At 52.8% G+C, this 17,698-nt stretch carries 14 protein-coding genes; 6 read left to right on the top strand and 8 right to left on the bottom strand.

All coding sequences use genetic code 11. From position 1 onward, the window contains the following. Positions 1-26: 26 nt before the first annotated feature. The 3 genes from GBC03_11545 to GBC03_11535 all read right to left on the bottom strand — a co-directional run bounded on the left by GBC03_11545 (position 27) and on the right by GBC03_11535 (position 2,399). Positions 27-653 (bottom strand): uracil phosphoribosyltransferase, encoded by a 627-nt coding sequence (locus tag GBC03_11545; GenBank protein QFS70795.1) that lies wholly within the window; start codon positions 651-653, stop codon positions 27-29. Positions 654-834: 181 nt separating this feature from the next. Then, positions 835-2,265, bottom strand: coding sequence for a 6-phospho-beta-glucosidase (locus GBC03_11540; protein QFS70794.1), 1,431 nt, complete (start codon positions 2,263-2,265; stop codon positions 835-837). Next, positions 2,157-2,399 (bottom strand): hypothetical protein, encoded by a 243-nt coding sequence (locus GBC03_11535; GenBank protein QFS70793.1) that lies wholly within the window; start codon positions 2,397-2,399, stop codon positions 2,157-2,159. Before GBC03_11535 ends, GBC03_11540 begins: the two co-directional genes overlap by 109 nt. Positions 2,400-2,527: 128 nt before the next feature. Between GBC03_11535 and purM the strand changes: the two genes are divergently transcribed. The 4 genes from purM (at position 2,528) to ppx (ending at position 8,003) form a co-directional block, all read left to right on the top strand. After that, the gene (purM, locus tag GBC03_11530; protein QFS70792.1) at positions 2,528-3,565 is read left to right on the top strand and encodes a phosphoribosylformylglycinamidine cyclo-ligase; all 1,038 of its coding nucleotides are present in this window, start codon (positions 2,528-2,530) and stop codon (positions 3,563-3,565) included. After that, on the top strand, positions 3,565-4,203 hold the full coding sequence (purN, locus tag GBC03_11525) for a phosphoribosylglycinamide formyltransferase (GenBank protein QFS70791.1): 639 nt from the start codon (positions 3,565-3,567) through the stop codon (positions 4,201-4,203). Before purM ends, purN begins: the two co-directional genes overlap by 1 nt. A gap of 187 nt (positions 4,204-4,390) precedes the next feature. Beyond that, positions 4,391-6,457, top strand: a complete 2,067-nt coding sequence (gene ppk1, locus GBC03_11520; GenBank protein ID QFS70790.1) for a polyphosphate kinase 1 — start codon at positions 4,391-4,393, stop codon at positions 6,455-6,457. Positions 6,458-6,461: 4 nt separating this feature from the next. Beyond that, positions 6,462-8,003 (top strand): exopolyphosphatase, encoded by a 1,542-nt coding sequence (gene ppx, locus GBC03_11515; GenBank protein QFS70789.1) that lies wholly within the window; start codon positions 6,462-6,464, stop codon positions 8,001-8,003. A 7-nt stretch (positions 8,004-8,010) separates the two neighbouring features. On the opposite strand, the gene GBC03_11510 is transcribed toward ppx, so the two are convergent. Then, positions 8,011-10,251: an EAL domain-containing protein gene (locus GBC03_11510; protein ID QFS70788.1), complete on the bottom strand. Its 2,241-nt coding sequence runs from the start codon at positions 10,249-10,251 to the stop codon at positions 8,011-8,013. Positions 10,252-10,600: 349 nt separating this feature from the next. On the opposite strand from GBC03_11510, the gene GBC03_11505 reads away from it, so the two are divergent. Next, a complete protein-coding gene (locus GBC03_11505) occupies positions 10,601-10,792 on the top strand; it encodes a DUF2633 family protein (GenBank protein QFS70787.1) in 192 nt (63 codons plus the stop codon). A gap of 114 nt (positions 10,793-10,906) precedes the next feature. Here GBC03_11505 and guaA read toward each other — a convergent pair whose 3' ends face one another. After that, a complete protein-coding gene (gene guaA, locus GBC03_11500) occupies positions 10,907-12,484 on the bottom strand; it encodes a glutamine-hydrolyzing GMP synthase (protein ID QFS70786.1) in 1,578 nt (525 codons plus the stop codon). A 68-nt stretch (positions 12,485-12,552) separates the two neighbouring features. Continuing rightward, on the bottom strand, positions 12,553-14,019 hold the full coding sequence (gene guaB, locus GBC03_11495; protein ID QFS70785.1) for an IMP dehydrogenase: 1,467 nt from the start codon (positions 14,017-14,019) through the stop codon (positions 12,553-12,555). 161 nt (positions 14,020-14,180) lie between these two features. On the opposite strand from guaB, the gene xseA reads away from it, so the two are divergent. Further along, complete coding sequence (xseA, locus tag GBC03_11490; protein ID QFS70784.1) at positions 14,181-15,545, top strand: exodeoxyribonuclease VII large subunit; 1,365 nt, start codon at positions 14,181-14,183, stop codon at positions 15,543-15,545. Positions 15,546-15,580: 35 nt separating this feature from the next. On the opposite strand, the gene GBC03_11485 is transcribed toward xseA, so the two are convergent. Beyond that, the gene (locus GBC03_11485; GenBank protein QFS70783.1) at positions 15,581-15,802 is read right to left on the bottom strand and encodes a hypothetical protein; all 222 of its coding nucleotides are present in this window, start codon (positions 15,800-15,802) and stop codon (positions 15,581-15,583) included. Positions 15,803-16,125: 323 nt separating this feature from the next. Next, on the bottom strand, positions 16,126-17,598 hold the full coding sequence (der, locus tag GBC03_11480; protein ID QFS70782.1) for a ribosome biogenesis GTPase Der: 1,473 nt from the start codon (positions 17,596-17,598) through the stop codon (positions 16,126-16,128). Positions 17,599-17,698 lie beyond the last annotated feature (100 nt).

Raw genomic sequence — 17,698 nt, 5'->3', positions numbered from 1 at the left:
AAGTCGGCTATTTAGTCATTATTCACTTACTTGGTACCAAAAATCTTATCGCCGGCATCACCAAGCCCCGGAATAATGTATCCGTGCTCGTTTAAGCCCTGGTCGATCGATGCGGTGTACAGTTCCACATCCGGATGCGCTTTTTCCAGCGCGGCGATGCCTTCCGGTGCCGCCACCAGCACCAGCACTTTAATGCTGCTGCAGCCCGCTTTTTTCAGCAGATCGATGGTTGCGATAACGGACCCCCCGGTCGCCAGCATCGGGTCGACGATCAGCGCCATGCGCTCGTCAATGTTAGAAACCAGCTTCTGGAAATACGGGACCGGCTCCAGCGTCTCTTCGTTACGGTACATGCCGACCACGCTGATACGCGCGCTTGGCACGTTTTCCAGCACGCCGTCCATCATCCCCAGGCCTGCGCGCAGGATAGGCACGACGGTAATTTTTTTGCCTTTGATTTGATCCACTTCGACCGGACCATTCCAGCCTTCAATGGTCACTTTTTCAGTTTCCAGGCCCGCAGTCGCTTCGTAGGTCAGCAGACTGCCTACTTCCGAGGCGAGTTCACGAAAGCGTTTGGTGCTGATATCGTTCTCACGCATCAGACCCAGCTTGTGTTTGACGAGTGGGTGTTTGACTTCCACGATCTTCATACTCTTCTCCTTTCCTCAGACGAGTGGCAACCACAAAAAAATCGCCGGATTATACCGCTTTTCCTCTCTGGCGCAACATAACGTATGCATGACCTGGATCAAGCAAAGTGGTATACGTTTGGGTGATGAGTATAAAACACGCCCCGCATTCTGTGCGGGGCTGGGTGTCAAGTGGCTGAAATCAGAGGGATTCACCGTTGCTTTTTATCACCTGCTGATACCAGGCGAAAGATTTTTTAGGCCGCCGTGCCAGCGTCCCGCTACCGTCATTATTTTTATCGACGTAGATAAACCCGTAGCGTTTTTTCATTTCACCCGTTCCCGCAGAGACCAGATCGATACATCCCCATGGGGTATAACCCATCAGGTCCACGCCATCCTCTTCGACCGCTTTTTTCATCTCGCGAATGTGCGCGGCCATGTATTCAATACGATAACTGTCGTCCACGGTGCCGTCCGGTTGCTGAACATCAATCGCGCCAAACCCGTTCTCAACGATAAACAACGGTAGCTGGTAGTGATCCCAGAACCAGTTCAGCGAATAGCGCAGCCCCACCGGATCAATCTGCCAGCCCCAGTCCGATTTCTGTACGTAGGGGTTGGAAACGAGGCTTTTACTCTCGTCATAATCGAGCTGTGGATTATCGTCCGTCGCTTTGGTAGCAAACGACATGTAGTAGCTGAAGCCGATGTAATCCACACAGCCTTCAGACAGGGCAACGCGGTCTTCCTCAGTAATATCAAGGTCAAACTCGCGGCGCGCAAAATAGTTGAGGATATGCTGCGGATATTTCCCCCGCACATGCACGTCGGTAAACCAGTAGCGACGGTGCATGGCATTCATCGCCATCATCATGTCATTCGGCGCACAGGTCAGTGGGTAGATTGGGCACATGGCAATCATGCAGCCTATCTGTAACGACGGGTTAATGTCTCGTGCGACCTTCACCGCCAGCGCACTGGCCACTAGCTCGTAATGCGCGGCCTGGTACATCACGGGTTCACGATCTTCGCCAGGCTGATACTTCAGACCAGAGTTCGTAAACGGCGCAAAATCCTCATGGAAATTGGCCTGGTTGTTGATCTCATTGAAGGTCATCCAGTACTTCACTTTATGCTGATAGCGGGTAAAGACCACTTTTGCGAAGCGGACAAAAAAGTCGATCAGCTTCCGGTTGCGCCAGCCGCCATACTCCGTCACCAGATGGTAGGGCATTTCGAAATGCGACAGGGTAATCACCGGTTCAATGCCGAACTTCAGGCATTCATCAAACAAGTCATCGTAAAATTGCAGTCCGGCCTCGTTTGGCTGCGTTTCATCCCCGCGCGGGAAAATACGCGTCCAGGCAATGGAGGTGCGAAAACATTTAAAGCCCATTTCCGCGAACAGCCTGATGTCCTCTTTGTAGCGGTGATAGAAATCGATCGCCTCGTGGTTAGGATAGTTTTTCCCCGGCAGCACACCATCGGTGATTTCACGCGCCACGCAGTGAGCCCCCGCCGTCATAACGTCGGCAACGCTGACGCCTTTTCCCCCTTCCTGCCAACCGCCCTCGAGTTGGTGAGCCGCAACCGCCCCACCCCACATGAAATTCGCATTAAATCCAGACATAGTTTCCCTCGTTGATTCGCAATGGCAAAACAGAAACCGGTTTCAGTAAGATACTGAGCAATCCCTTCAATGCTTTCAAGGAGGAAACTGAACCCGGTTTCATTTTCGTGGGTCAAGTCATAAAAACGAGCCATCGCGGAGAAAATGCAGCAAAAATCGACAGATAAAAACGGATGTAACGCAGGCTCGCAAACGTTTGCTTTCCCTGTTAGAATTGCGCCGAATTTTACTTTTACCGTAAGAAAACGTGGGGAACCAGGCAGTGACCGATAAAACCTCTCTTAGCTACAAAGATGCCGGTGTTGATATTGACGCGGGTAATGCTCTGGTGGATCGAATCAAAGGCGTAGTGAAGAAAACTCGCCGCCCGGAAGTAATGGGTGGTCTGGGTGGCTTCGGTGCGCTGTGCGCATTGCCGCAAAAATATCGTGAACCGGTACTGGTTTCCGGCACTGATGGCGTAGGGACAAAACTGCGTCTGGCGATGGATCTGAAACGTCACGATACCATCGGCATCGATCTCGTGGCGATGTGCGTCAACGACCTGGTGGTTCAGGGTGCTGAACCGCTGTTTTTCCTCGACTACTATGCCACTGGTAAACTGGATGTGGATACCGCAGCCAGCGTGATTCAGGGTATCGCAGAAGGTTGTCTGCAGTCCGGCTGCGCGCTGGTTGGCGGGGAAACGGCGGAAATGCCCGGGATGTATCACGGTGAAGATTATGACGTCGCCGGTTTCTGCGTCGGCGTAGTAGAAAAATCAGAAATCATCGACGGTTCCAAAGTGACCGATGGCGATGTGCTGATTGCGTTGGGTTCCAGCGGCCCACACTCCAACGGTTACTCACTGGTACGTAAAATTGTGGACGTCAGCGGTTGCGATCCAGAAACAACGGATCTGGAAGGCAAACCGTTGGCCGATCACCTGCTGGCGCCGACCCGTATCTACGTGAAATCGATTCTGGAACTGATCGAGAAGGTTGATGTGCACGCTATCGCGCACCTGACCGGCGGCGGCTTCTGGGAAAACATTCCGCGCGTCCTGCCGGACAACACACAGGCGGTGATCGATGAGTCCTCCTGGCAGTGGCCAGCGGTCTTTAACTGGCTGCAGCAGGCCGGTAACGTCAGCCAGCATGAAATGTATCGTACCTTTAACTGCGGCGTCGGCATGGTCATTGCCCTGCCAGCGGCGGAAGTGGACAACGCCCTTGCCCTGCTTAAAGCAAAAGGTGAAGACGCGTGGAAAATCGGCGTCATCAAAGCGTCTGACTCCGCGCAGCGTGTGGTTATTGAATAATGAATATTGTGGTGCTTATTTCCGGTAACGGAAGCAATTTGCAGGCGATTATTGATGCCTGCAAAGCGAAGAAAATCAACGGCACCCTGCGGGCAGTATTCAGCAACAAGGCCGACGCGTTCGGCCTTGAGCGAGCCAGAAAAGCGGCAATCCCTGCCCATACGCTGACGGCTGACCAGTTTTCCAGCCGTGAAGCGTTTGACCGCGAACTGATCCTTGAGATCGACGCTTATGAGCCTGACGTGGTGGTGCTGGCCGGTTTCATGCGCATTCTGAGCCCGGCGTTCGTCGCACACTACAACGGACGGTTGCTGAATATTCACCCTTCCCTGCTGCCCAAATACCCCGGTTTACACACCCACCGTCAGGCACTGGAAAATGGCGATGAGGAACACGGCACGTCGGTCCACTTTGTGACTGACGAACTCGACGGCGGACCGGTCATTTTGCAGTCCAAAGTCCCGGTCTTTGAAGGCGATGACGAGGATGAAATCACCGCTCGCGTTCAGGTACAGGAACACGCCATTTATCCACTGGTGGTCAGTTGGTTTGTGGATGGGCGACTGAAAATGCACGATAACGCCGCCTGGCTGGACGGTGTTCGCCTGCCGCCACAGGGTTACGCTGCCGACGAATAAAACCGAGCCGGATATCGGACGTCATCCTTTATCCGGCCTGCTGTTCTCTTCAACCCCCCAGTCCCCCTTCCTCTTTGCGATCGGACGGTTTATTGTCATACTTTTCTGGCACAGTTGGACATCTGAGCGCAATGCTCGCCATAATAATCAGGCAGTGTCCCGTGAATAAAACGGAGTATAAGTATTAATGGGTCAGGAAAAGCTATACATCGAGAAAGAGCTGAGCTGGTTAGCGTTCAACGAACGTGTGCTTCAGGAAGCTGCGGATAAATCAAACCCGCTGATAGAACGGATGCGTTTCTTAGGCATCTATTCCAATAACCTGGATGAATTCTACAAAGTTCGCTTCGCAGAACTCAAACGCCGCATCATCATCAGTGAAGAACAGGGTTCAAATTCGCATTCTCGCCACCTGTTAGGCAAAATCCAGTCCCGCGTGCTGAAAGCCGACCAGGAATTCGATGGCTTGTATAACGAACTGCTGCTGGAGATGGCGCGTAATCAGATCTTCCTGATTAACGAGCGTCAGCTGTCGGTCAATCAACAAAGCTGGTTGCGCCACTACTTCAAACAGTATCTGCGCCAGCACATCACCCCGATTTTAATTAACCGCGAAACGGATCTGGTGCAGTTCCTGAAGGATGATTACACCTATCTGGCAGTCGAAATTATTCGTGGCGACACAATTCGCTATGCGCTGCTGGAAATTCCGTCTGACAAGGTTCCTCGCTTTGTGAATCTGCCGCCGGAAGCCCCGCGTCGCCGCAAGCCGATGATCTTGCTGGACAACATTCTGCGCTACTGCCTGGACGATATCTTTAAGGGCTTCTTTGATTATGACGCGCTGAACGCCTATTCCATGAAAATGACCCGTGATGCCGAGTACGATCTGGTCCACGAGATGGAATCCAGCCTGATGGAGCTAATGTCCTCCAGTCTGAAACAGCGTCTGACCGCCGAGCCCGTGCGTTTTGTCTATCAGCGCGACATGCCTAATGCGCTGGTTGAAGTGCTGCGCGAGAAGCTGACGATTTCACGCTACGACTCTATCGTTCCCGGCGGGCGCTATCACAACTTTAAAGATTTCATTAATTTTCCCAATGTGGGCAAAGCGAATCTGGTGAATAAGCCGCTCCCGCGTCTGCGTCACATCTGGTTCGATAAAGAAAAATTCCGTAACGGATTTGACGCCATTCGCGAGCGCGATGTGCTGCTCTACTATCCGTATCATACCTTTGAGCACGTACTGGAACTGTTGCGTCAGGCATCGTTTGACCCCAGCGTGCTGGCGATCAAAATCAATATCTACCGCGTCGCGAAAGACTCGCGCATTATCGACGCCATGATCCACGCCGCCCATAACGGTAAAAAAGTCACTGTGGTGGTGGAACTGCAGGCACGTTTTGACGAAGAGGCTAACATCCACTGGGCGAAGCGTCTGACGGAAGCGGGCGTTCACGTGATCTTCTCTGCGCCAGGCTTAAAAATTCACGCCAAGCTGTTCCTGATTTCGCGTAAAGAAGGCGAAGAGGTCGTGCGTTACGCCCATATCGGCACCGGTAACTTCAACGAAAAAACCGCCCGCCTGTATACCGACTATTCGCTGCTGACCGCCGATGCGCGGATCACTAACGAAGTCCGCCGGGTGTTCAATTTCATCGAGAACCCGTATCGCCCGGTGACGTTCGATTATCTGCTGGTCTCGCCGCAGAACTCGCGCCGCCTGCTGTATGAAATGATCGATCGTGAAATAGCCAACGCCCAGCAGGGACTGCCCTCCGGCATCACATTGAAGCTGAATAACCTGGTGGATAAAGGGCTGGTCGATCGACTGTATGCCGCATCCAGCTCCGGTGTGGCGGTGAATCTGTTGATTCGCGGCATGTGCTCACTCATTCCGAATCTGGAAGGTATCAGCGATAATATCCGTGTCATCAGCATTGTGGACCGTTATCTTGAGCATGACCGGGTGTACATCTTCGAGAACGGCGGCGATAAGCAGGTCTATCTCTCCTCCGCGGACTGGATGACGCGTAATATCGACTACCGCATTGAGGTAGCGACGCCGCTGCTCGACCCACGTCTGAAGCAGCAGGTGCTGGATATTGTTGACATCCTGTTCAGCGATACGGTAAAAGCCCGCTACATCGATAAAGAACTGAGCAATCGCTACGTGCCGCGTGGAAACCGCCGCAAAGTGCAGTCGCAGTTGGCTATTTACGACTATATCAAATCACTCGAACAATCTGACTAACGCTATGCCAATACATGATAAGACCCCACGACCGCAGGAGTTTGCGGCGGTCGACCTCGGTTCAAACAGTTTTCACATGGTGATTGCCCGTGTGGTGGATGGCGCCATGCAGATTATTGGCCGTCTGAAGCAGCGCGTGCATCTGGCGGATGGTCTCGGCGAAGACAACATGCTGAGCGAAGAGGCGATGGAGCGTGGCTTAAGCTGCCTGTCGCTGTTCGCTGAACGCCTTCAGGGGTTCGCCCCCTCCAGCGTATGTATCGTCGGGACGCATACGCTTCGTCAGGCACAAAACGCCACCGATTTTCTCAAACGCGCGGAAAAGGTGATCCCTTATCCGATCGAAATCATTTCCGGCAATGAAGAGGCGCGCCTGATCTTTATGGGCGTTGAGCATACGCAACCGGAGAAAGGCCGCAAGCTGGTTATCGACATTGGCGGCGGCTCGACGGAACTGGTCATTGGCGAAAACTTTGAACCGAAGCTGGTTGAAAGCCGTCGTATGGGCTGCGTCAGCTTTGCGCAGATCTATTTCCCCGGCGGGGTTATTAGCCAGGAAAACTTCCAGCGCGCCAGAATGGCGGCGGCGCAGAAGCTTGAAACCTTGACCTGGCAATTCCGTATTCAGGGCTGGAACGTTGCATTAGGGGCCTCCGGCACCATCAAAGCCGCGCATGAAGTGCTCCTGGCAATGGGCGAGAAAGACGGCTTCATCACGCCTGAGCGTCTGGACAGGCTGGTTGCCGAACTGCTGCAACACCGTAGTTTCGAGGCGCTAAGCCTGCCGGGTTTATCTGAGGAACGAAAAGCGGTCTTTGTTCCGGGGCTGGCAATTTTGTGCGGTGTCTTTGATGCGCTAGCGATCCGCGAGTTACGCCTTTCCGATGGTGCATTACGCGAAGGCGTGTTGTACGAAATGGAAGGTCGCTTCCGTCATCAGGATGTTCGCAGCCGCACCGCCAGCAGCCTGGCGAATCAGTACAACATCGACAGCGAGCAGGCTCGACGCGTGCTGGAAACTACCATGCAAATGTATGAGCAATGGCAGGAACAGCAGCCTAAGCTGGCGCATCCGCAGCTCGAGGCGCTGCTGAAATGGGCGGCAATGCTGCATGAGGTTGGGCTGAACATCAATCACAGCGGCCTGCATCGCCACTCGGCGTATATTCTGCAAAACAGCGATCTGCCCGGCTTTAATCAGGAGCAGCAAACCATGATGGCGACGCTGGTTCGCTACCATCGTAAAGCGGTTAAGCTGGACGATCTCCCACGCTTTACGCTGTTTAAGAAGAAGCAGTTCCTGCCGCTCATTCAACTGCTACGTCTTGGCGTGCTGCTGAACAACCAGCGTCAGGCCACAACCACGCCTCCCACGCTGACGCTCATCACCGACGACAACCACTGGACCCTGCGTTTCCCTCATGACTGGTTCAGCCAGAACGCGCTGGTTCTGCTCGATCTGGAAAAAGAACAGCAGTACTGGGAAGCCGTGACCGGCTGGCGTTTGAAAATCGAAGAAGAACGCTCACCGGAAATCGCTGCGTGAAGCACACTCAGGTGCCAGTGACTGGCACCTGCTCTTTCAACGTCTCGCTTAACGGCTGCGGCACGCCGATTAAATATCCTTGCATGTAGTCAATCCCCAGCGAAATTGCCGCGCGGCGAATCTCTTCGCTTTCGACAAACTCAGCGACCACCTGCATTTTCTTCATTCGTGCCAGATGACAGATCGAAGCTACTATCTGATAGTCGAGGCTATTCGAAACAATATTACGGATGAAGCTACCGTCAATCTTCAGAATATTGGCGTCAACGTTTTTTAGCCTTGCATAGCTGGCGTAACCCGTGCCGAAGTCATCGATGGCAATCTGGCAGCCCAACTGCTGCAGGTTTTGCAGCGTAGTTTCCGCCTGTCCGGCATTCATCAACGCCTGACTTTCCGTCACTTCAAAAATCAATTGCCATGCTTCGATCTGGTATTTGCTCAGTAGTTTACTGATGTCCTGCGCAAACCTGGCCCGACAGACAGAGGACGCCGACAAATTAAGTGCAAAGCGACGAGCGGGCATCTGCGCACGATTCTCCGCCATAAAGCGTAACGTGTGTTCGATAACCCAGAGATCGATTCTGGAGGAGAGACCAAATTCGTGCGCGACGGGCAGGAAGGTGTCAGGGTTAATCATGCCACCGTCATCGTCCAGCAATCGCAGTAAAATCTCGTGATAAACATCGCCGCGAAGCCCTTCGATTGGCTGCGCCATCAGACAAAAACGGTCATGCTCCAGCGCATGCTGCAGCCGGTTCATCATCGCGACTTTGTCTCTCAGATTGCGCTGCATATTCATGGCACCACTACGCTCTAAATTCTCCGGCGTATTGGTCATGATGGACAACTCAGCAATGGTGCTCAACTCACCCAGCAACAAGTAGATGTGATTGACCGGAGAACGCACGTAACAATAGCTCATTCCCACCTGTGGCAGGAACGTCATACCATCCCAGACAAACCGGAACTTCTTGATATGCTCATCCAACGCTTCAATACGTTGCTGATGCGACTCCGTATTCAAGCGCAGCAACAGGTCAGGCCCGGACATTTGATAAACATGTTCATCTGGCCCCAACTTTTCAGCTATCCAGTGGGATAATTGTTGCTTGTACTGAATACGCAGCATAATTCCGTAATTTTTTACAAGAAATTCCAGTTCAGGAACGCGCAGAAAGCACAGTGCTGACCAGGGTGTACTTCTCAGCGCGCGATTGAGTGCGCGAAGATTGGGAAGATGGACCACTGGGTCAAGAAACGCAAGGCGGCGGGCACGTCCGCTCACAATCCGCTGGCGCGTCGCCAGTACCGCCATGTAATTCACAATAAAAGAAAAAACCAGAAAACTGGAAGAGGTAATCGCCAGTTGCACATCGTAACCCGAATAAAAGGGCGTATAACTTTTGTAATTATGAATCGCAATAATTAAAACCGGTGCCCACAGCAGCGATATGAAACGATAACCATAACGCATTGCTCCCCATAACATGACCGGGAGTAATAACGACATCGTATAGTTTGTACTGAATATTGAACTATTTTCATTCAATGGCATACAAAGCAAAGACATTAATGCGAACAATACCAGCAGCCAAATAATGACCTCTTTTTGTGAGGCTTTGGCATCAAACTGTAATTTTAACTGTGAATAATAGCTGCGCAAATGTAACGGATTACGAATGACGCGAATAATAAAATAGAAGAGCGGCACACCAATCAAATTCCCCACCAGAATGCCCTGGTAGTTTATTAATGCGTTGATGTTAAACGGTGTTGCTCCCATTAAGCTCAGTTTACTTTCATACATCCCCACAAAGGCGGCAAACTGGAAAAGCACCAGAAATAACGTCGCAGGACAAAAAACTTGCCAAAAAATGCGGGGAAAAACCAGCTGCGCCTCGCCATGAGAAATGTTATTACGCCGGGGCGTAAAGACGCGGTAACCGCCCCAACTGAGCACAATAGCAATAAGAAAATGCACAATAATGGGCAGCGTTTCCGCCAACCCGACCTGGGAATATTTGCGAATAAAAATAGCCAGAATAATTCCGGGTAATGCAGCCCAACCGAAAAAAATCATCAGGCTCATCATGAGTGATAACGGTAAGAAGAAAAGGATAACGTCCCCGGTGGCCACATGCGCATAGGTATTCGTATGGCTCACAAGCGGTAAAAACAGGGAAGGTAAAACCAGAGGGAGTCCCCACCACTTATCTCTGATTGCAATATAATTTTTATTCAGTCGCATAGATGCTCAGCGGAACCCCCAGAATCCTGAAGGGGGTGTATCAGACAGGCATCCCACCTGACGTCAAATTAAGATGAAAAACTCACCATACATGTCGCACCGATTTTAGTTATCAACGGAAAGTAAATTTTGACGTATATCAAATATTTTAGTCCCCATTAATCAATTATTACTTTTATTTCGCTGCGTTATCATTTTCACATTATTAATGTAAATAATGTAATTAATTTCCATAACACCTGGATATGAATCAACTGACGCAATTTTACATAATCAGTAATTGACCCGTCCGACACAGTGTGCCTTAATGTACTTATCGCCCGAATGGGCATCTCTTAAGGAACCTTTTGTGAGTCAGGCAACCAGTATGCGAAAACGACATCGATTTAACAGTCGCATGACCCGTATCGTATTGCTTATCAGCTTTATCTTCTTTTTTGGACGCTTTGTCTACTCTTCTATCGGTGCCTGGCATCATCATCAGGACAAAAAAGACGCGCAACAGTCCAGTCTCTCTGTCGAAACGCCTGCTCAACGTTAATCCTTTATTTCCAGACAGACGCCATCTGGTATTTTTTACGCCTGGATAAAACAAAAAACCCCCTGTATAAACAGAGGGTTTTGTCGACTACGCGTCAGCGACGCGAAGGGATATTTACTCCCACTCGATCGTGGCTGGCGGCTTACCGCTGATATCGTACACAACGCGTGAAATACCATTCACTTCGTTGATGATGCGGTTAGATACACGCCCCAGGAAGTCATACGGCAGGTGCGCCCAGTGCGCAGTCATAAAGTCGATAGTTTCGACCGCACGCAGAGAAACCACCCAGTCGTATTTACGACCATCGCCCATCACGCCAACAGAGCGAACCGGCAGGAACACGGTGAACGCCTGGCTCACTTTATTGTACAGGTCGGCTTTGTGCAGCTCTTCAATGAAGATAGCGTCTGCACGACGCAGCAGGTCGCAGTACTCTTTCTTCACTTCACCCAGCACGCGTACGCCCAGACCTGGCCCCGGGAACGGGTGACGGTAAAGCATGTCGTACGGCAGGCCCAGTTCCAGACCAATTTTACGCACTTCGTCTTTAAACAGCTCTTTCAGCGGTTCAACCAGACCCATCTTCATCTCTTTCGGCAGACCGCCTACGTTATGGTGAGATTTGATGACGTGCGCTTTACCGGTCGCAGAGGCCGCAGATTCGATAACATCCGGATAAATGGTGCCCTGCGCCAGCCATTTCACATCTTCCAGCTTGAGCGCTTCTTCGTCGAAGACTTCAACAAAGACGCGACCAATGATCTTACGTTTCGCTTCAGGATCGTTTTCGCCTTTCAGCGCCGTCAGGAAACGTTCTTCCGCCGGAACGTGAACAATGTTCAGACCAAAGTGGTCACCGAACATGTCCATCACCTGCTCGGCTTCATTCAGACGCAGCAGGCCGTTATCAACGAAGACACAGGTCAGGTTTTTACCGATCGCACGGTGCAACAGCATAGCGGTGACTGAAGAATCCACACCGCCGGAAAGGCCGAGGATCACTTTGTCATCGCCAACCTGCTGGCGGATACGCTCAACGGCGTCATCGATAATTTTTGCTGGCGTCCACAGCGCTTCACACTGGCAGATGTCGCGGACAAAACGCTCCAGCATGCGCATTCCCTGACGGGTGTGGGTGACTTCCGGGTGGAACTGTACGCCATAGAAGCGTTTTTCTTCGTTCGCCATGATGGCAAACGGACAGCTTTCGGTGCTGGCAACGGTGACGAAATCAGACGGAATCGCCGTCACTTTATCGCCGTGGCTCATCCACACGTCCAGCAGCGGTTTGCCATCAGCGGTCAGGGAATCTTCGATGCCACGAACCAGTGCGCTGTCGGTCACAACTTCAACCTGCGCGTAGCCAAATTCACGCTCAGTCGAACCTTCAACATGACCGCCCAACTGCATTGCCATCGTCTGCATGCCGTAACACACGCCGAAGACCGGAACACCGGCTTCGAAAACGTATTGCGGTGCACGCGGGCTGTTTTCTTCGGTGGTGCTTTCCGGGCCACCGGAAAGAATGATACCGCTAGGATTAAACTCGCGAATCTGTGCTTCAGTCACATCCCATGCCCACAGTTCGCAGTAAACGCCCAGTTCACGCACGCGACGTGCAACCAGTTGTGTGTACTGAGATCCGAAATCAAGGATGAGAATGCGATGCTTGTGAATATTGTCTGTCATTGACGCTAATTCCGAGGCAAGTGAAACAGGTTAAATAAATCGCCCGACACAAGGTCGGGCGAAGAAAATCAGGAGCCCATACGGTAGTTCGGGGACTCTTTGGTGATGGTCACGTCGTGAACGTGGCTTTCCTGAATACCCGCACCACTGATACGTACGAATTCCGCTTTAGTACGCAATTCGTCGATAGTACCACAGCCGGTCAGCCCCATACAGGAGCGCAGGCCGCCCATCTGCTGGTGAATGATCTCTTTCAGGCGGCCTTTATAGGCAACACGGCCTTCGATACCTTCCGGCACCAGTTTGTCAGCAGCGTTATCGCTCTGGAAGTAACGGTCAGAAGAGCCTTTGGACATTGCGCCCAGAGAGCCCATGCCGCGGTAGGATTTGTAAGAACGGCCCTGGTAGAGTTCGATTTCACCTGGGGATTCTTCGGTACCTGCCAGCATGGAGCCAACCATTACCGCGCTTGCGCCCGCGGCGATGGCTTTGGCGATATCACCAGAGAAACGGATACCGCCGTCAGCGATCACCGGAATACCCATGCCTTCCAGCGCTTCAACGGCATCAGACACCGCGGTGATCTGCGGAACGCCCACGCCGGTCACGATACGGGTCGTACAGATGGAGCCAGGGCCGATACCCACTTTCACCGCGCTCACGCCGGCTTCCGCCAGGGCACGTGCGCCCGCGCCGGTCGCCACGTTGCCGCCAATAATTTGCAGATCCGGGTATTTAGCACGCGTTTCACGAATGCGCTGTAACACGCCTTCTGAGTGCCCATGAGAAGAGTCGATCAGCAGCACGTCAACACCGGCAGCTACCAGCGCATCAACACGCTCTTCGTTACCTGCGCCAGCGCCAACCGCAGCGCCAACGCGCAGACGACCATGCTCATCTTTACAGGAGTTCGGTTTACGTTCGGCTTTCTGGAAGTCTTTCACGGTGATCATGCCGAGCAGGTGGAAGCTGTCATCGACAACCAGCGCTTTCTCAACGCGTTTCTCGTGCATTTTAGACAACACGACATCGCGCGCTTCGCCTTCGCGAACGGTGACCAGACGCTCTTTCGGCGTCATGTAAACGCTGACCGGTTGGCTCAGATCGGTCACAAAACGCACGTCACGACCGGTGATGATCCCGACCAGTTCATTGTCTTGTGTCACCACCGGGTAACCCGCAAAACCATTGCGTTCGGTCAGTTCTTTCACTTCACGCAGGGTCGTGGTTGGCAGAACGGTTTGCGGGTCGGTTACCACGCCAGATTCATGTTTTTTCACGCGGCGAACTTCTTCCGCCTGACGCTCAATCGACATGTTTTTATGGATAAAACCGATGCCGCCTTCCTGTGCCAGCGCAATTGCGAGGCGCGCTTCAGTCACGGTGTCCATTGCTGCGGAAAGCATAGGAATGTTCAGACGAATGGTTTTCGTCAACTGCGTGCTGAGGTCGGCAGTATTCGGCAGAACGGTGGAGTGAGCGGGAACGAGGAGGACGTCGTCAAACGTCAAAGCTTCTTTAGCAATACGTAGCATGGGCAATATCTCTAACCTGGGGGTGGATAAATATTGCCGTGGCATTATACAGAGCGTAATCGGTTGCATCCACACTTTTTTGCAAATAATGCTTGCGCTCCTGCTCAGGCGGGTTACTATCGATTGAATAACCTGCTGATTTAGAATTTGATCCCGCTCACATGTTATCCTCTCAGACCTCCGCAATCTTTACTGTTAGCCGCCTGAATCAGACGGTTCGTCTGCTGCTTGAACAAGAGATGGGGCAGGTCTGGATCAGCGGTGAGATTTCCAATTTCTCGCAGCCGTCATCGGGGCACTGGTACTTCACGCTCAAAGATGACACTGCGCAGGTGCGCTGTGCAATGTTCCGCAACAGCAATCGTCGGGTAACCTTTCGCCCCCAGCATGGCCAGCAGGTGCTGGTTCGCGCCAATATCACCCTGTACGAGCCGCGCGGCGACTATCAGATTATCGTCGAAAGTATGCAGCCTGCCGGCGAAGGCCTGCTCCAGCAAAAGTATGAACAGTTAAAGGCCAAGCTGCAGGCTGAAGGGCTTTTTGATCAACAGCACAAGCAGCCTCTCCCCTCTCCCGCCCACTGTGTGGGTGTGATCACCTCGAAGACCGGGGCCGCACTGCACGATATTCTCCATGTACTGAAACGCCGCGATCCCTCTTTGCCGGTCATTATCTATCCGACCGCCGTCCAGGGCGACGACGCGCCGGGGCAGATTGTCCGTGCTATTGAACTGGCGAATACGCGCCAGGAGTGTGATGTTCTGATTGTCGGGCGTGGTGGCGGTTCGCTGGAAGATCTCTGGAGCTTTAACGACGAGCGCGTCGCCCGGGCTATTTTTGCCAGCGAGATCCCCGTCGTCAGCGCGGTCGGCCACGAAACCGACGTGACGATTGCCGATTTTATTGCCGACCTGCGAGCGCCAACGCCTTCGGCCGCGGCTGAAATGGTCAGCCGGAATCAGCAGGAGTTGCTGCGCCAAATCCAGTCCGCCCAACAGCGTCTTGGCATGGCAATGGACTACTTTCTGGCGAACCGCAGTCGCCGATTCACCCAGATTTATCACCGCCTGCAACAGCAGCATCCACAGTTGCGTCTAGCCCGTCAGCAGACAGCGCTGGAAAGATTGCATCAGCGTATGAACGTGGCCATCGACAGCCAGGTGAAGCGCACCAGCCAGCGCCAGTCTCGCCTGGTACAACGCCTGAACCAGCAAAGTCCTCAGCCGCGTATTCATCGGGCGCAAACCCGTATTCAGCAACTGGAATATCGTCTGGCGGAGAATGTGCGCTCACGTCTGAGCGCCACGCGTGAACGCTTTGGCAACGCGGTAACGCATCTGGAAGCCGTCAGCCCACTCTCGACCCTGGCGCGTGGTTATAGCGTCTCTACCGCCACCGATGGCAAGGTGCTGAAAAAAGTGAAACAGGTGAAGGCGGGTGATGTGATGACCACCCGACTGGAAGACGGCTGGGTGGAAAGCCAGGTCACCGATATCAAACCGGTGAAGAAGCGCGCCCGCAAGTAAGTGGTCAGCCCCTGTCAGGGACTGCCCCCATCCGTTCACGCGTTATGCAACGTAAACTCAACGCGTTTTTTTGAAATCAATCCGTGGCCGTTCTGGCAAAAATAATCCACCGCACCGCAGGCTTTCAACACCTGGAGCGGCTTGTGGCAGTCCGGACAACATGCTTCAACGGTAAAGTCTGTATGACAGGTCGCGCAATGGGCCGTTTCACCATTGCGCTCCAACGGGTTATGACAAACAGGACACATCAGTTCCATACTATCTCCTCACTCTCCTCTTCTGAGGATGCCATCAATTACTGGGGGCTCTGTTCTGAAGATACTGACCCAATGCCTTTTCTGACGTGAAACAGGTAAAGGTCATCTTCGGGCTCACCGTCATTAGAGGACTGTGCGGCAAGCGCCAGTAGCTTACGGGTTTTCTCGATTTGTTTTGCTTTATCGGTCATCAGGCGATCTTCTAAAGACGGACTTCCGTGCGCCTGAGTAACGTTACCAGAATATAAACGGTAGACGGAAAGATACCAAAAAGCCCGACGGGTGCGGGCTTTTTGGGGGTTACCTGCCTGGCAGGTAAGTTATTACTTACTTTTCTTGATGTGCTTAATCAGACGCTTACGCTTACGCATCTGGGTTGGAGTCAGCGTATTGCGCTTATTGGCGTACGGGTTCTCACCCTCTTTAAACTGAATGCGAATCGGCGTCCCCATCACTTCCAGCGATTTACGGAAGTAGTTCATCAGGTAGCGCTTATAGGAATCCGGCAGGTCTTTGACCTGGTTACCGTGAATCACCACGATCGGTGGATTATATCCCCCCGCATGGGCATATTTCAGCTTCACGCGACGGCCACGGACCAGCGGTGGCTGGTGATCTTCAGCCGCCATCGTCATGATACGGGTCAGCATCGCCGTACTGACGCGGCGGGTGGAGCTGTCATACGCTTCACGGACGGATTCAAACAGGTTACCGACACCGCTGCCGTGCAGCGCAGAGATAAAGTGCACGCGCGCGAAGTCGATAAAGCCCAGACGGTAGTCCAGCGTCTCTTTCACCTGCTCTTTCACTTCCTGAGTCAGTCCGTCCCACTTATTCACCACGATAACAAGTGAGCGCCCACTATTGAGGATGAAGCCCAGCAGAGACAGATCCTGGTCAGAAATACCCTCACGAGCATCAATCACCAGCATCACCACGTTAGCGTCTTCAATTGCCTGTAATGTTTTGATAACCGAGAACTTTTCCACCGCATCGGTGATCTTGCCACGCTTACGCACCCCGGCGGTATCGATCAGCACATACTCGCGCTCATCACGTTCCATCGGGATATAAATACTGTCACGGGTAGTCCCTGGCATGTCGTAAACCACCACGCGGTCTTCACCCAGAATACGGTTAGTCAGTGTGGACTTACCGACGTTCGGGCGACCGACAATCGCCAGTTTGATCGGCAGGTCCTGCGGATTGAAGTCATCTTCCGGCTCTTCTTCACCGTTCTCGTCGGCTTCGAACTGCGCCCAGTATTCGGCGTCTTCATCCACCTCTTCCTGCGGCGCGGCATCATCCATCCACGGCAGCAGAACGTGTTCCAGCAAACTGAGCACGCCACGACCATGAGACGCGGCGATCGGGTGAATTTCACCCAGACCCAGCGAGTAGAAATCAACGATGGCCTGATCCGGATCGAGTCCGTCCGTTTTGTTGGCGACCAGGAACGTCGGTTTTTCACGGGAGCGTAAATGCTGGGCGATAGCTTCATCGGCTGGCATCAGGCCAGCACGCGCATCAACCATGAACAGCACTACATCCGCCTCTTCAATCGCCAGCAGCGACTGCTCCGCCATACGCGTTTCTACGCCATCTTCAGTGCCATCAATACCACCGGTATCGATACAGATAAACTCACGACCTTCAATCTCCGCACGACCGTACTTACGGTCACGAGTCAGACCCGGGAAATCCGCAACCAGCGCATCTCGGGTGCGAGTTAGACGGTTAAATAACGTGGATTTTCCGACGTTAGGGCGCCCGACAAGCGCGACCACAGGTACCATGTTTAAAGCCTCATTTTAAAAATCATCAGACAACAGCCGCCATTTTTGCGCTGTTGTTAAAAACAGGAAAACGGCCCCTGCACCAGGAGCCGTTTTTTAA

The sequence above is a fragment of the Citrobacter telavivensis genome, assembly GCA_009363175.1.
Lineage (GTDB): Bacteria > Pseudomonadota > Gammaproteobacteria > Enterobacterales > Enterobacteriaceae > Citrobacter_A > Citrobacter_A telavivensis.
Note: the sequence above shows the minus strand (reverse complement) of the source record. Positions and strands in the feature narration are given on the sequence as shown.

What these genes read in the sequence shown, in the direction of transcription:
- GBC03_11540 (QFS70794.1), bottom strand. Translation starts at nt 2,265, where the DNA reads ATGTCTGGATTTAATGCGAATTTCATGTGGGGTGGGGCGGTTGCGGCT.
- guaA (QFS70786.1), bottom strand. Translation starts at nt 12,484, where the DNA reads ATGACAGACAATATTCACAAGCATCGCATTCTCATCCTTGATTTCGGA.
- purN (QFS70791.1), top strand. Translation starts at nt 3,565, where the DNA reads ATGAATATTGTGGTGCTTATTTCCGGTAACGGAAGCAATTTGCAGGCG.
- GBC03_11485 (QFS70783.1), bottom strand. Translation starts at nt 15,802, where the DNA reads ATGGAACTGATGTGTCCTGTTTGTCATAACCCGTTGGAGCGCAATGGT.
- ppx (QFS70789.1), top strand. Translation starts at nt 6,462, where the DNA reads ATGCCAATACATGATAAGACCCCACGACCGCAGGAGTTTGCGGCGGTC.
- xseA (QFS70784.1), top strand. Translation starts at nt 14,181, where the DNA reads ATGTTATCCTCTCAGACCTCCGCAATCTTTACTGTTAGCCGCCTGAAT.
- der (QFS70782.1), bottom strand. Translation starts at nt 17,598, where the DNA reads ATGGTACCTGTGGTCGCGCTTGTCGGGCGCCCTAACGTCGGAAAATCC.
- ppk1 (QFS70790.1), top strand. Translation starts at nt 4,391, where the DNA reads ATGGGTCAGGAAAAGCTATACATCGAGAAAGAGCTGAGCTGGTTAGCG.
- GBC03_11545 (QFS70795.1), bottom strand. Translation starts at nt 653, where the DNA reads ATGAAGATCGTGGAAGTCAAACACCCACTCGTCAAACACAAGCTGGGT.
- guaB (QFS70785.1), bottom strand. Translation starts at nt 14,019, where the DNA reads ATGCTACGTATTGCTAAAGAAGCTTTGACGTTTGACGACGTCCTCCTC.
- GBC03_11510 (QFS70788.1), bottom strand. Translation starts at nt 10,251, where the DNA reads ATGCGACTGAATAAAAATTATATTGCAATCAGAGATAAGTGGTGGGGA.
- GBC03_11535 (QFS70793.1), bottom strand. Translation starts at nt 2,399, where the DNA reads ATGGCTCGTTTTTATGACTTGACCCACGAAAATGAAACCGGGTTCAGT.